The 14,576-nt window shown below is 62.4% G+C and carries 13 protein-coding genes; 8 read left to right on the forward strand and 5 right to left on the reverse strand.

Annotated features, from left to right (window positions below; translation table 11 throughout):
* Positions 1-177: 177 nt before the first annotated feature.
* Complete coding sequence (locus tag NKJ58_RS13255) at positions 178-888, forward strand: RlmE family RNA methyltransferase (RefSeq protein ID WP_023682432.1); 711 nt, start codon at positions 178-180, stop codon at positions 886-888.
* 216 nt (positions 889-1,104) lie between these two features.
* Here NKJ58_RS13255 and NKJ58_RS13260 read toward each other — a convergent pair whose 3' ends face one another.
* The gene (locus NKJ58_RS13260) at positions 1,105-2,526 is read right to left on the reverse strand and encodes an MFS transporter (RefSeq protein WP_023682431.1); all 1,422 of its coding nucleotides are present in this window, start codon (positions 2,524-2,526) and stop codon (positions 1,105-1,107) included.
* 243 nt (positions 2,527-2,769) lie between these two features.
* Between NKJ58_RS13260 and NKJ58_RS13265 the strand changes: the two genes are divergently transcribed.
* The 5 genes from NKJ58_RS13265 to NKJ58_RS13285 all read left to right on the forward strand — a co-directional run bounded on the left by NKJ58_RS13265 (position 2,770) and on the right by NKJ58_RS13285 (position 6,143).
* Entirely contained in the window at positions 2,770-3,015 is a 246-nt protein-coding gene (locus NKJ58_RS13265) for a type II toxin-antitoxin system Phd/YefM family antitoxin (RefSeq protein ID WP_023673036.1), read from the forward strand.
* Positions 3,012-3,467 carry a PIN domain-containing protein gene (locus NKJ58_RS13270; RefSeq protein WP_352519229.1) on the forward strand — a complete coding sequence of 152 codons (456 nt, stop codon included), beginning with the start codon at positions 3,012-3,014 and terminating at the stop codon, positions 3,465-3,467. Before NKJ58_RS13265 ends, NKJ58_RS13270 begins: the two co-directional genes overlap by 4 nt.
* 142 nt (positions 3,468-3,609) lie before the next feature.
* Entirely contained in the window at positions 3,610-5,112 is a 1,503-nt protein-coding gene (gene guaB / locus NKJ58_RS13275; RefSeq protein WP_352519228.1) for an IMP dehydrogenase, read from the forward strand.
* A 19-nt stretch (positions 5,113-5,131) separates the two neighbouring features.
* A complete protein-coding gene (locus tag NKJ58_RS13280) occupies positions 5,132-5,701 on the forward strand; it encodes a hypothetical protein (RefSeq protein ID WP_023749016.1) in 570 nt (189 codons plus the stop codon).
* A 22-nt stretch (positions 5,702-5,723) separates the two neighbouring features.
* Positions 5,724-6,143: an MAPEG family protein gene (locus NKJ58_RS13285; RefSeq protein ID WP_023673032.1), complete on the forward strand. Its 420-nt coding sequence runs from the start codon at positions 5,724-5,726 to the stop codon at positions 6,141-6,143.
* A 63-nt stretch (positions 6,144-6,206) separates the two neighbouring features.
* On the opposite strand, the gene rnd is transcribed toward NKJ58_RS13285, so the two are convergent.
* The 3 genes from rnd to NKJ58_RS13300 form a co-directional block, all read right to left on the reverse strand.
* Positions 6,207-7,358, reverse strand: coding sequence for a ribonuclease D (gene rnd / locus NKJ58_RS13290; RefSeq protein ID WP_023682426.1), 1,152 nt, complete (start codon positions 7,356-7,358; stop codon positions 6,207-6,209).
* A 75-nt stretch (positions 7,359-7,433) separates the two neighbouring features.
* Entirely contained in the window at positions 7,434-8,678 is a 1,245-nt protein-coding gene (locus NKJ58_RS13295) for an MFS transporter (RefSeq protein WP_023689528.1), read from the reverse strand.
* Between the two features lie 104 nt (positions 8,679-8,782).
* Positions 8,783-9,988 (reverse strand): MFS transporter, encoded by a 1,206-nt coding sequence (locus NKJ58_RS13300; RefSeq protein ID WP_352853264.1) that lies wholly within the window; start codon positions 9,986-9,988, stop codon positions 8,783-8,785.
* A 110-nt stretch (positions 9,989-10,098) separates the two neighbouring features.
* Between NKJ58_RS13300 and NKJ58_RS13305 the strand changes: the two genes are divergently transcribed.
* Positions 10,099-10,857, forward strand: coding sequence for a DeoR/GlpR family DNA-binding transcription regulator (locus tag NKJ58_RS13305; RefSeq protein ID WP_352853266.1), 759 nt, complete (start codon positions 10,099-10,101; stop codon positions 10,855-10,857).
* A gap of 61 nt (positions 10,858-10,918) precedes the next feature.
* On the opposite strand, the gene NKJ58_RS13310 is transcribed toward NKJ58_RS13305, so the two are convergent.
* A complete protein-coding gene (locus tag NKJ58_RS13310; protein ID WP_352519226.1) occupies positions 10,919-12,439 on the reverse strand; it encodes a PIN domain-containing protein in 1,521 nt (506 codons plus the stop codon).
* Positions 12,440-12,632: 193 nt separating this feature from the next.
* On the opposite strand from NKJ58_RS13310, the gene aspS reads away from it, so the two are divergent.
* Positions 12,633-14,426 (forward strand): aspartate--tRNA ligase, encoded by a 1,794-nt coding sequence (gene aspS, locus NKJ58_RS13315; RefSeq protein WP_352519225.1) that lies wholly within the window; start codon positions 12,633-12,635, stop codon positions 14,424-14,426.
* The last annotated feature ends 150 nt before the right edge of the window (positions 14,427-14,576 follow it).

Here is a 14,576-nt window from a genome sequence, read left to right on the forward strand (position 1 = left end):
CGGGGTAGAGGCAGGGGGCGAACTTATGCAGACCCGCCCCTTTCCTCACCCTCCGTTGGGGGGTGAGGTGGCGCCGCGAAGCGGCGACGGAGTGGGGGAAGCCCTTCGCGAAACGCGAAGCCGCCGAAAAACGGCGGCAACTCGGCGAGTGCAAAAACTCAAACAAGAAAAAAAGTCATGACCAAGAAGCCGGAAAAGCCGGGCTCCGCCAGCATTCGTGTCCTCAAAACGCGGATCAAGAAGAAGAGCGGCCTGAAGGAATCGTCGCGCCGCTGGCTGCAGCGCCACATCAATGATCCCTATGTCCAGCGCTCCAAGGCCGACGGCTATCGCTCGCGCGCGGCCTACAAGCTGATCGAGATCGATGACAAGCATCATCTGCTGAAACCCGGCATGAAGGTCATCGATCTCGGTGCGGCCCCCGGCGGCTGGTGCCAGGTGGCGGCCGCGAGGACGAAATCGACGGCTGATAATCCACATGTCATCGGCATCGACTATCTCGAAATGGATGCGGTACCGGGCGCGCCGGTGCTGCTGATGGACTTCCTTAACCCCGAGGCGCCGCAAAAGCTCGCCGAAGCGCTGGGCGGCGACCCCGATATCGTGCTGTCCGACATGGCGGCGCCGACCACCGGCCACAAGCGAACCGACCACATCCGCACCATGCATCTGTGCGAAGTGGCCGCCGATTTCGCGCTGTCGGTGCTGAAGCCGGGCGGGCACTTTCTGGCCAAGACGTTTCAGGGCGGCGCCGAGAACGAGCTGCTGTCGATGCTCAAGAAGAACTTCCGCTCAGTGCATCACGTCAAGCCGCCGGCGTCGCGCGATGAGTCGGTGGAGTTGTATCTGCTGGCGAAGGATTTTAAGGGCAGAGACGGCACGGCGTGAAAGACGCTTCGTAGCGTTCCGTCCCTCTGTCCTGCCGGACATCTCGCCCGCAAGGGGGGAGATTGGCAGCTGCGACCGCCTCGCCATTCCTTCAAAGTTGCAAGATTGGCGAAAGCCGCGTGATATCCGATCTCCCCCCTTGCGGGGGAGATGGCCGGCAGGCCAGAGGGGGGTGTGAAGGATCGCCGACGTCGACGATTTTCGTCGCGCCGCCCCTTACTTCCCAGCCGTGCTCACCGGCTCCAGTGTCTTCGGCGTCGTCATCCGGCCATGACCCGACACGGCGTTGCCGGCATCCGGCGCCAGCCGCATGAACGATACCGACGCCGCCGCTGACACTGCCGCCACGATGAAGAAGGCAATGTGGAAATCGCCGAGCATCAGCGGGCCGCCATGGATCGAGGTCGAGACTTCCAGGATGCCGCCGGCCAGCGCCACGCCGAGCGCGATCGACAACTGCTGGAACACCGCCGTGATCGGCGTTGCCTTGCTGGTGTCCTCGGCCGACACTTCGGCGTAGGAGAGCGCATTGACGCCGGTGAAGAACATCGAGCGGATGAAGCCGCCGACCAGCAATATCGCCAGCATCAGCGCGTAAGGCGTCTCCGGCGTGAACAGGCCGTATATGGCGATCGATGCGGCGGCGATCAGCGAGCCCCAGATCAGCACCCGGCGGAAGCCGGCGAGCCGGAAGATCAGCGCGGTGACGAACTTCATGCCAATGGCGCCGATGGCCGAGACGAAGGTGATCATGCCCGACTGGAACGGCGTCAGCCCGAAGCCGATCTGGAACATGAGGGGCAACAGGAACGGCACCGCCCCGATGCCGATGCGAAACAGCGAGCCGCCGAGCACCGAGGAGCGGAACACCGGGTTGCGGAACAGTTCCAGCGCCAGCAGCGGGTTCTTGGCGCGCCGCGCATGCAGGAGATAGAGCACGCCGGAAATCAGCCCGACCGCCACGGTGATGAGGCCGGTCGCCGGCGGCAGATAGGGCAAGCTGACCACCGACAGGCCGAAGATGACGCCGGAGGCCGCCAGCCCGCTCAGTACGAAACCGACGAAATCGAGCGGCGGCGTCTCCATCGAGTCGGTTCGCGGCAGGAAGCGCGTCGCCAGCCAGATGCCGACCAGGCCGATCGGCACGTTGATCAGAAAGATCCAATGCCAGGTGAAATAGGTGGTGATGAAGCCGCCGATCGGTGGTCCCACAAGCGGGCCGACCAGCGCCGGCACCGTCAGCCACGACATGGCCGCGACCAGCTCGCTCTTCGGCGTCGCGCGCACCAGGACCAGCCTGCCGACCGGCGTCATCATGGCGCCGCCTATGCCTTGCAGGAAGCGCGAGACGACAAAGGCCGGCAGTGAATTGGAGATGGCGCAGCAGACCGAGCCGACGATGAAGACGCCGATCGCGGCGCGAAAAATGGTCTTGGCGCCGAACCGGTCGGCCATCCAGCCGCTGATCGGAATGAAGATCGCCAGCGCCACCAGATAGGCGGTCAGCGCCAGCTTGAGCGCGATCGGGCTGGTGTGGATGTCGACGGCAATCGCCGGCAGCGATGTCGCGATGACGGTCGAATCCATGTTTTCCATGAACAAGGCGACCGCCAGAATGAGCGGAATGATGCGGTTCAACGAACGCGTCCGAACTGGTCTAAATGTGCCTGCCGGCCAATCCAAACAATGAAAAGGCGGGCAAGCCGATACAAACGGGCGGTTATCACGCCTCAGGCGCGATGTCGCATTAATTTGCTGTCACTTTTGTGCGACCATGGGCGGACAAGAGGCGTCGCTGCGTTTCGCCACATTGAATGAACTTGCGAAAATTGACCGGGTTCACTATGCTGTAGTGAATATAACTACTATATGGACAATGCCATGGAAGAAGCCGTTTCCGCAGCCGACGCCAACCGCAAATTCTCGCTCCTCCTGCGCGGTGTCCGCGAAGGACAGAGCTATGTCGTGACCAGCCATGGGCGCCCCGTGGCGCGGATCGTGCCTGCAGGGCAGCCCGACCCTGCGGCGTCTCGTTCGCGCACAGCGCTGCTGTCGCGCCTCGAACGCCAGCCTGTTGTAGAAGCCGGGCGCTGGAGCCGCGACGAGCTTTACGAGGACGAGCGGTGAAGGTCGCGCTCGATACCAACATCCTTGTTTATGCCGAGGGGATCAACGGAGCCGAGAAGCGCGACATCGTTTTCGGCCTGCTGCACGACATTGCGCAAGAGGCAGCCGTCATTCCAGTCCAAGTGCTCGGCGAATTGTTCACCGTTCTCACACACAAGGCCGGACGATCACGTGCACAAGCGCGCGACGCCCTGTTGAGCTGGCGCGACGCGTTTCCGGTTGTCGGCACGACGCCGGAGGTGATGACGGTCGCGGCTGATCTTGCGACCGATCACCATTTCGGCATCTGGGATGCGACCATCCTGTCTGTTGCCTCGCAAACCGGTTGCCGGCTGCTGCTGTCGGAAGATCTGCAGGACGGCTTCACCTGGGGCGGCGTAACGGTCGTCAATCCTTTCGCGTCACCGCGCCATGTCTTGCTCGATGCCCTGTTGGGCAAGTCCGCCGAATAGGCCACGACCGGCTTTTCAACCACGCCGCGACGTGTTACCAGCCAGCGCCAATCCTGAAAGGGAAGAAACGAGTCGGCGCTGTCCATTTCGGTCCAGCGCTTTTTTGTATTCTCCCGGCGCTTTTCGTATCCGAGGACTGGCCATGGCAAAAATCATCGAAACGTCCACCGGCGCGCTGGCGCTGACCTTTGACGACGTGCTGTTGCAGCCCGGTCATTCCGAGGTCATGCCCGGTGAGACCGACATCCGCACCCGCATCGCCACCGACATCGACCTCAACGTGCCGATCCTGTCGGCCGCCATGGACACCGTCACCGAGGCGAGGCTTGCCATCGCCATGGCGCAGGCCGGCGGCATCGGCGTCATCCACCGCAATTTCTCGCCGGCCGAACAGGCCGAGCAGGTGCGTCAGGTCAAGAAGTTCGAATCGGGCATGGTCATCAATCCGGTCACCATCGGCCCCGACGCCACCCTGGCCGACGCGCTGGCGCTGATGCGCACCTATTCCATCTCGGGCATTCCGGTGGTCGAGAATGGCGGCAGCGGCGGCCAGAAGATCGGCCGCCTGGTCGGCATCCTGACCAACCGCGACGTGCGCTTCGCCTCCGATCCGGGGCAGAAAGTCTACGAATTGATGACCCGTGAGAACCTGATCACGGTCAAGGAGAATGTCGACCAGGACGAGGCCAAGCGGCTGCTGCACCAGCACCGCATCGAAAAGCTCGTCGTCGTGGACAAGTCCGGCAATTGCGTCGGCCTGATCACCGTCAAGGACATCGAGAAGTCGCAGCTCAACCCGCAAGCCACCAAGGATGCGCAGGGGCGCCTGCGGGCGGCGGCCGCCACCAGCGTCGGCGATGACGGCTTCGAGCGCGCCGAGCGGTTGATCGATGCCGGTGTCGACCTCCTGGTCATCGACACCGCGCATGGCCATTCGCAGCGCGTGCTCGATGCGGTGACGCGGGCCAAGAAGCTTTCCAATTCCGTGCGCATCCTGGCCGGCAACGTCGCCACCGCCGAAGGCACGCAGGCGCTGATCGACGCCGGCGCCGATGCCGTCAAGGTCGGCATCGGCCCGGGCTCGATCTGCACCACGCGCATCGTCGCCGGCGTCGGCGTGCCGCAGCTTTCGGCGATCATGTCGGCGGTCGAGACGGCGCATAGATCAGGCGTGTCGGTCATCGCCGACGGCGGCATCAAATATTCGGGTGACCTGGCCAAGGCGCTTGCCGCCGGCGCCAGTGCGGCCATGATCGGTTCGCTGCTGGCCGGCACCGACGAAAGCCCGGGCGAGGTCTATCTGCACCAAGGCCGCTCCTTCAAGGCCTATCGCGGCATGGGCTCGGTCGGCGCCATGGCGCGCGGCTCGGCCGATCGCTACTTCCAGGCCGAAGTGCGCGACACGCTGAAACTGGTTCCGGAAGGCATTGAAGGGCAGGTGCCCTACAAGGGACCTGTGTCTGGCGTGCTGCACCAGCTTGCGGGCGGGCTAAAAGCCGCTATGGGTTATGTCGGTGGCCGCGACCTTGCCGATTTTCGCGAACGCGCCACCTTTGTGCGCATATCCAACGCCGGACTTCGTGAAAGCCACGCCCATGACGTCACGATTACCCGCGAAAGCCCGAACTATCCTGGCGGAGCCTGACCGGCAGCCAGAGCGGTACATGCTCTGGCGCCATCAGGCGACGATCGTGCTGCGGCTGGCGCGCCATGCCGGCGCGCTGTGCTTTGCCGCCGCGGCGGTTTTCATCATCATGACGCTGCTGGAATTCTTCTATTTCCGCCGGCTGAGCGGTGGCCTGCCGTCGCTCGACGTGCGCCTTGGCGGGTTCACGCCCGACGAGGGCATGGCCTGGCTGACGGCACTCGGCCGACGCGGCAGCGAGATCATCCTGGTCTGGCACTATTTGACTTTCGACCTTCTCTTCCCGGCGCTGCTGTCGCTGACCATGGTCAGCCTGATCCTGGCAACCGGGCGGCGGCTGAAGAATTTTCGTGCCATGCCGGTGCAGCTTCAGGCGCTGTTCGCGCTGGTCATCGTGCTGCCCTACACATGCGCCGACTACGCCCAGAACATTGCGGTGGCGCGGCTTCTGTCCGATGCGCTGTCGGCCAACCCGGATTCTCTGTCTTTCGCCTCGTCGCTGATCGTCACCAAATTCGCGCTGCTGGCGATCCCCGTCATCGTCATCGCGTTTTTGATCCTTGCCGCCCAGCGGCGTCCACAGGCATGAACGACAGAGCAGGGGCAACGCCATGAGCCAGACCGCGATTTTCTGGCCGATGCTGGCGCAGGTGTTGCTCGTCTATATCGTCTATGTCGTGATGGGCCGGCGCCGCTACGGCGCGGTCAAATCGGGCGAGGCCAAGGTCGGTCAATACAAGGTGCGCACGACCGAGCCCGGGTCGAGCGTCACGGTTGCCAACAATCTCATCAACCAGTTCGAACTGCCGGTGCTGTTCTATGTGCTGTGCCTGGCGCTGCACGCGACCAATGGCGTCAATTATCTGACCCTGGCCTTGATGTGGATTTTCGTGATTTCCCGCTATGGCCACGCCTGGGTCCACCTCACCAGCAACAATCTGCGGTTTCGCAGCCGCGCCTTCTACGTCGGCGCGATCATTCTCTTGCTGGCATGGATCTGGTTCGCGCTGCACCTGCTCGGAGCGGTGTAGGGCAGTTGTTTACCCTCCCCCTTGTGGGGAGGGTCGCTCCGCGCAGCGGAGCGGGGTGGGGGTCTACAAATCGAACACCGCGATCTTGCGCTTGTCGAACTTGATGCCGATTTCGCCGCGCACCAGCTTCAGTGCGGCTTCGCCGAACACGGCGCGTCGCCAGCCCTGCAGGGCCGGCACGTCGGCATCCTCGCCCTCGGCGGCGATGCGGTCGATGTCGTCGCTGGACGCCAGCACTTTCGAGGCGACGCCTTCCTTCTCGGCGACGATCCGCAACAGAACCTTCAGCAGCTCGGAGGCGGCATTGGAGCCCTCGGGCGGCTGAAAGCTCTTGGGCAGCTTCGGCATCTCTTCGCGGGGCAAAGCGAGCGCCGTGTTGACCGCGCCAAGCAATGCGGTAGCCGTCGACGAACGCTCCCAGCCTTTCGGCGTCGTGCGCAGCTTGCCCAACGCTGCCGCATCGCGCGGCGCCTGCTGGGCGACCTCGTATATGGCGTCGTCCTTGAGCACCCGGCCGCGCGGCACGTCACGCTCGCGCGCCTCGCGTTCGCGCCATGCCGCCACCGTCTGCACGATCGCCAGCTCCTGCGGCTTGCGCAGCCGCATCTTCAGCCGCTTCCAAGCGTCTTCGGGGTGCGGATCGTAGGTCTCGCGCGAAGTCAGCACCTCCATTTCCTCGTTTAGCCAATGGGCGCGGTTTTCCCGCTCCAGTTCGGCGCTGAGATGCTTGTAGACGTCGATCAGATGGGTGACGTCGGCCAAGGCATAGTCGAGTTGCTTGTCCGACAGCGGCCGGTGGCGCCAGTCGGTGAAACGCGAGGATTTGTCGAGCCGTGCGCCGGTGATGCGCTGCACCAGCTGATCGTAGGAGACGCTGTCGCCGAAGCCGCAGACCATGGCCGCGACCTGGGTGTCGAACACCGGATGGGGCACCAGATCGCCGAGATGGACGATGATTTCAATGTCCTGGCGCGCGGCATGGAAAACCTTGACCACCGCCTCATTGGCCATCAGCCGGAAGAACGGGGCGAGGTTGATGTCGGGCGCCAGCGGGTCGATCAGCGCGGTGACGCCGGGCGCCGCCATCTGGATCAGGCACAGAATCGGCCAGAATGTCGTTTCGCGGATGAATTCGGTGTCGACGGTGACGAAATCCGACTTTTCAAAAGCGGCGAGAACGGACTCGAGCTCATTTTGGGTGGTGATGACGTGCATCAAATCGCTTTTTAGTAACGGGTAAGGTTCTCTTTCAATTTCAGCCATGGGCGCTTTCGTCAAGCCGCCCTTCGGTCAAGTATCGGCCGATCCGTCGGAATCGCCATTTCTGCGCGCCAGCCGCGCGAAGACGGTTGATGTGCGCAGCAGCGCCGTGAAGCGGCTGCGCTTGCCCGCCGGCACGCTGCCGCGCACCTGCATGCGGTAGAGAATGACGGCGATGAGGGTGGCGTAGACGACTGCGCTGAAGACAAACAGGGCGCCCGGTCCGAAATGTTGCATCACTGCGGACGCCGCGAAGGGGCCACCAATGGCGCCGAAGGAATAGAACAGCATCAAGGCGGCGTTGATCAGCACGAACTCGCCCTTGTCGGCGCGGTCGTTGGAATGCGCCGCCGATAGCGAATAGAGCGGCATGGCGAAGCTGCCGAAGATGAAGACGATGATCAAATTGAGGGTCGGATCGGCGCCGGCGACGAAGACCAGCGCCAGCGCCGCGAACATGGCGCCGCATGTCGTGGCCAAAAGCACCGCGCGCCGATCCCAGCGGTCGGAGAGGTAGCCCAGCGGATACTGGATGAGGGCGCCGCCGAAGATGCCGACGCTGACGAAGGTGACGACATCGGCCACCGACATGCCGATCTGCTCGGCATAGACCGGCGACAGCGTGCGGAACGCGCTGTTGGTGACGCCGACGCAGATGCAGCCGAAGCAGCCGAGCGGCGAAATCCGCCAGACGCGGGCGAGATCGAGCTTGACGTCTTCCGGCGGCGTCGGGTTGGAGCGGTCGCCGAGCGACACCGGAACCAGCGACAGCGTGATCATCATCGACATGATGGCGAAGATGGCAAAGCCGCCGGGGCCGAAGATCGGGATCAGGAACTGCGCGCCGGTCACCGAGCCGATATCGACCATGCGGTAGATGGCCAGCACGCGCGCACGATCCTTGTTTTCGACGCCGGAGTTCAGCCAGGCTTCCATGACGGTGAACAGGCCGGCAAAGCAGAAACCGCCGGCAAAGCGCACCGCGCACCACATCACCGGATCGATGATCAGCACCAGGAGCAGCGTACTGGCCGCGGCGATGGCGGCGAGCGCTGAAAACGTCCGGACATGGCCGACTGCCTTGAGGATGCGGGTGACTGCGAGGCAACCAAGCAGGAAGCCGGCGAAATAGAACGTGCCCATCAGGCCGATGTCGGAGGCCGAAAACCCTTCCTGCGCGCCGCGCAACGCGATCAGCGTGCCCTGCAGCCCGTTGCCGCCAAGCAGGATGCCGGCGGCGATGAGGAGCGGGATCAGCGGGCGGATGGAGGACATACGGAACCGTTGCTTAGGTGGCTCCACAGTTCTGAACCATCGGTGTGGCCAATGCCAGTGGCTTGTCCCGCCGCCAACAGGTGTGTGGCTTCAAGTGCGGCCGTTCAAGCTCCGTCGGCCCTCGCCAAAGCTTCGCTCGCCGGCGCAGGCTTGCCCCGGGACGCCCTTCGGCCAAGCGAGCCGGCAGTCAGCAGGCTGAGGATGATGAAGGGGATGCCGATACCGAAGGCCGAGCGAATGCCCCAATGGTCGGAGACGAAGCCGAGCAATGGCGGGCCGAGCAGGAAGGCGACGAAGGAGATCTGCGACAGCGCCGCGACATTGATTGCCGCGGAGCGGTCCGTGCGTTGGGCCGCCGCCGAGATCGCCAGCGGAAAGATCGCGCTGCTGCCGATGCCAAGTAGCGCAAAGCCCAGCATCGATACGAGCGGGGCAGGCGAGAAGAAGACGAGCAGCACGCCGACCGCCATCGTCGCCAGCAGCACCCGCGCCACGACGCTCGGCGAGTGGCGGTCGACAAAGGAGTCGGCAAAGAAGCGCGTGCTCGCTTGCGAGAATGCAAACAGCGCCACGGTGAAGCCGGCGACGAAAGGGCCCGCATCGAACACGGTGCGCATGTAGATTGCCGACCAGTCGATGCTGGCGCCTTCCATCAGCATCGCCGACAGTGTCACCGCGACGAGGACGAGGATCGGCAGCGTCGGCCGCGCCAGCGTTGGCGCCGTCTCGTCATTGCCGGCGAAGCGGCTCGGCGCCGGTTCGTAACCGCCGAGAAACAGCGCGATTCCTGTCGCCACCATCGGTACGACAATCGCCAGGTGCAGTTGCGGCGAAATGCCGAGATGCGCAAGCGCGGCGCCGAACAGGCCGGCGCCGAAAAAGCCGATGCTCCAGAACGAATGCGCCCGGTTCATGATCCGGCGCTTGAGCAGGAATTCGGTTCTGTCGGACTCGACATTGAGAATGATCTCGACGCTGCCGATCATCAGGCCGACCGGAAACAGCATCAGGAACAGCGCAAGCGGCCCAGGCGCATGCACGGCAATGGCAAAGACAACCGACAAGAGCGGCACCAGCCCGAGCAGCGCGCGGCGGAAGCCGATGCGCTCCAGGATCGGCGCCGTCAGCGTCAGCGCGGTCAAGGTGCCGATTGGCGTCCCGATCAGGCTTAGCCCGAGCGTGCCGTCCCCGATGCCCATGGCGTGCTTGATGTCGGGCAGCCGCGGGAAGATTTGGCCCATGGCGAACGAATAGATCGCAAAGCCGGCGTAGACCCGGTGTTGCGGAGCGAGGCGGAGGCCAAAGGTCATGACGATGCTTTCGGGGAAGAGAGTCGACGGTTGTCACTGATTGATATGCTTACATCTTGCACAAACATGCAAATCGTGCAAGAACGTGCATGAAAAAACAGGATCATGCAATGCTGACCGATCAGCGGCATCAAATCATTCGCGATCGCCTCGCCGTCGAGGGAAGGGTGCTGGCCGGCGAGCTGGCAGGCCGCTTCGGCGTTTCGGAGGACACGGTTCGCCGCGACCTCAGGGAACTCGCCAAGGCCGGGCAATGCCGCCGCGTCTATGGCGGTGCGGTCGCGCCCGCACCCTTCGCATCGACACCAGTCGGCCTGCGCGCCGGCCATGCGGTCGAAGAAAAGACGCGGCTGGCCCGCGCGACCGTGGCATTGCTTTCGGGCGGACAGACCCTGTTCATCGACAGCGGCTCGACCAATGCCGCGATCGCCGGGGCCATCCCGCGCGACATAGATCTGACCGTCGCCACCAATTCGCTCGAAATTGCCTCCGTCCTGTCAGACCACGCTTTGGTCGAACTGATTGTGCTGGGCGGGCGGTTCGACCGCCATCTCGGCGCCTGCGTCGGCGCCGACACGCTTGCAGCTGTCGGGCAACTTGGCGCGGACTTGTTTGTTCTCGGATCCTGCGGTCTCGATGCGTCGCGCGGCGTCACGGCCTTCGATTCGGCTGAGGCCGAGGTAAAGCGGGCCATGGCCAAGAACAGCGCAGGCATCGTCATCGCTGTAACCAACGACAAGCTAGCCACAGCCGCACCCTACCGGGTCGCCAGGCCAGAGGCGATCCGCCACCTCGTGGTCGAAAAGACCGCGCCGGCCGCGATCCTCGCCGACTTCGAACGCCAGGGCGCTGAGATCCATTTGGCTTGAATGCGGGCTAGGTCGACAATGTTAGCGCCAATGACCGACCGAATTGGCGGTCGAACACGTCCTATCGTTCAAACTCCGCCACCGCTCGGCGCAAGAGTTCGCTCTGCTCGGGTGGCATCAGTCTATGCGCTTCTCGCAGAAGATTGAGGACGTCCGGTTCGGAAAAATGAGTCGGCACTGGTAACACATGAACCCTCCGCACAATCGGTGTCGGCAGGTAATGCGCGCGAACCGTTATCTCGATGGCCGAAGGAGTGTTGGGATCAGCCGATAGAAAGAGATCAAAAAATTCTTTTTCTGTCCCATGCTGGAATCTTTTGCATAAGTAGCGTTTGGTCCTCCCGCCGGACTCGTTCGATACGTCGACGAATTCATGATCTTGGCCGTGGCGAGTTGCAAGTTGGTCCGCGAAGCTAGAAAAGTCTGTCATAAGCGGAGCAGGGGGTGATGGCACCTCCAGTCCAAGATTCATTGAGTCATGGAGGGCTTCCGGATCAATGAAGTTGCCTTCCGAGACGAATGCCAGTTCCACGGACACGGATTCATCTGGTTTTGTCCCTTGGTTGGCGAGCACCATGGCGAAACTGCCAATCAGTGCCAAGTTCTCGATCAATTGATAGAAAACGGCCGCGTCCAACTCTCTTATGTTTTCGGTAAAAACCGAGATTTCTTCAGCATAATTGTTGATATCTTTCATAGAAACTTTTCCGAGTCTGGGTATGTCGAAACCCCAAGGATCAGCAACGACATCATGTTGCCTCGCCACGGACTCGGGCGTCTGGAGGCCATGGCATTTCAGCAACTTCGCCTTGAGCTTTTTAAAAAAAGTATCTGGATCGAAATGGCTATCAAAGCCCGCGAAAATGCGATGTTCGATCTGTTCCTCCAGCCGCGCGAGTACGGTGTTCGGATGGGCCGAAAGCCTTTCTCGTAGTTCCTTATTCTCAGCCCGCAGCCGCATTGTAGCTGGGCTCTCAAGTTCGGTTCGCACCTGTTCCCAAGCATCGGGCCTCACGGCCTTCATTCCGTGCTGTCGGGCGACCCTAATTGGCCTTGCGTCATTCGCGACCATTATCATTTCGAGGCCGCCGGAATCTGAAGCATGAAGTAACTGGGCGACGATCCTCGAGTCGGGTTCCGTCAGATCGAAAGCCTGGTCGTCTAATTCGGAATCACGGGGGCGGTCTAGAAAAACAAACTCAACGCCTATGTTGATATTGGAGCGATATCGATAATCGGCGTTGGCTTCAGCCGAGCGAAGTATTTTTTGATACTCTCTCGTCCGATTATGCATGTATCCGGTTACGGTTCCCTTGTGACTATCAATTTCCTTCTGAACTTGGGCGCATATAAACACAGTTACTGAACTAGAATCTGGAAAGAGCTCGTTCCACTTAAGGTTTTCAACGTTCCCGAAGTGGAGAAGGATGTTAGAGTCGACGCCCACGTTGATGTGAGTCATTGATGAAGCCGATTTGTTCGAATGAATCGCCAAGACGATACCGCCACGGCCAGCCAGCATCAATGTTAGTGGAATCAGCGTGTCGCGAGAAGACAATATGGCATGCGGCAGCCTAGCCACTCATTAGCAACCCTGCGAGAGTTTTAGAGGCCCCTGGCAGCTACCTGCGGAAAACTTCGCCGGATCCGTCTACCGCGATGGCGCCCGATCGCCCGGCTTGCCTTGACAAATCCGGCCTCCCATGCGCTTTTCGCGCAAATTTTGGACCGGGCTTTGATGCTCGGGCCACAACCCAGCACCCCGGAATTTTGCCATGACAATGCATCGTTACCGCAGCCACACCTGTGCCCAGTTGAGAAAGAGCGATGTCGGCTCTTCGGTTCGCCTGTCGGGCTGGGTTCATCGCGTGCGCGACCATGGCGGCCTGCTCTTCATCGATCTGCGCGACCATTACGGCTTGACCCAGATCGTCGCCGATCCGGATTCGCCCGCCTTCAAGGTCGCCGAGACGCTGCGTGGCGAATGGGTGATCCGCGTCGACGGCGAGGTCAAGGCGCGCTTGCCGGACACCACCAACGCCAACCTGCCGACCGGCGAGATCGAGATCTTTGCCCGCGAGATCGAGGTGCTGTCGGCAGCCAAGGAATTGCCGCTGCCGGTGTTCGGCGAGCCGGACTATCCCGAAGACATCCGCCTGAAGTATCGCTTCCTCGACCTGCGCCGCGAGACGCTGCACAGGAACATCGTGTCGCGCACCAAGATTATCGCCGAGATGCGCAAGCGCATGACCGATGTCGGCTTCACCGAATTCTCGACGCCGATCCTGACGGCATCGTCGCCGGAAGGCGCGCGCGACTTCCTGGTGCCGTCGCGCATCCATCCCGGCACCTTCTACGCGCTGCCGCAGGCGCCGCAACAGTACAAGCAGCTGATCATGGTTTCGGGCTTCGACCGCTATTTCCAGATCGCGCCCTGCTTCCGCGACGAGGACCCGCGCGCCGACCGTCTGCCCGGCGAATTCTACCAGCTCGACCTCGAAATGAGCTTCGTCGAGCAGGACGACGTGCTGTCGACCATGGAACCGGTGATGCGCGGCGTCTTCGAGACCTTCGCCAACGGCAAGCCGGTGACGCAGACATTCCAGCGCATTCCTTACGATGTCGCGATGCGCAAATATGGCTCCGACAAGCCGGATCTGCGCAACCCGATCGAGATGCAGGCCGTCTCCGACCATTTCCGCGATTCCGGCTTCAAGGTCTTCGCCAACATCCTGGCCAACGATCCGAAGGCCGAAGTGTGGGGCATTCCGGCCAAGACCGGCGGCAGCCGCGCCTTCTGCGACCGCATGAACTCGTGGGCGCAGGGCGAGGGCCAGCCGGGACTGGGTTACATCTTCTGGCGCAAGGAAGGCGACAAGCTCGAAGGCGCCGGTCCGCTGGCCAAGAACATCGGCGAGGAGCGCACCGAGGCGATCCGCCAGCAGCTCGGCCTTGCCGATGGCGACGCCGCCTTCTTCGTCGCCGGCGATCCGAAGAAGTTCGTCACCTTCGCCGGTGCCGCGCGTACGCGTGCCGGCGAAGAACTGAACCTTGTCGACCGCGAGCGCTTCGAATTGTGCTGGATCGTCGACTTCCCGTTCTTCGAATGGAGCGAGGAGGAGAAGAAGATCGACTTCGCCCACAACCCGTTCTCGATGCCGCAAGGCGGTATCGACGCGCTCAACGGCGACGACCTGCTCGGCATCAAGGCCTTCCAGTACGACATGGTCTGCAACGGCTTCGAGATCGCTTCGGGCGGTATCCGCAACCATTTGCCCGAGACCATGGTCAAGGCGTTCGAGACGGTCGGGCTGGACCGCGCCACGGTCGAGGAGCGCTTCGGCGGCCTCTATCGCGCCTTCCAGTATGGCGCGCCGCCGCATGGCGGCATGGCGGCCGGTGTCGACCGCGTGGTCATGCTGCTGGTCGGGGCCAAGAACCTGCGCGAGATCACCATGTTCCCGATGAACCAGCAGGCCTACGATTTGTTGATGAACGCGCCTTCGGAAGCGTCGCCGCAGCAGTTGCGTGATCTGTCGCTGCGTGTCGCGGCAGTGAAGAAGGACTGACGGCAGCGTTGAAGCTGCCCTTTCTCCCCGTCTCTATACGGGGAGAAATGTCCGGTGTCCGAACCGGATAGATAGGTAACAGAATGGACCGATAGCATGGGTGACAGTTTTCTTGTCCGCCGGAGGACCGGCGATGGTTTGGCGAGAGAC

This window comes from Mesorhizobium sp. M0139 (genome assembly GCF_040322455.1).
In the GTDB taxonomy this organism is placed as follows: Bacteria; Pseudomonadota; Alphaproteobacteria; order Rhizobiales; family Rhizobiaceae; genus Mesorhizobium.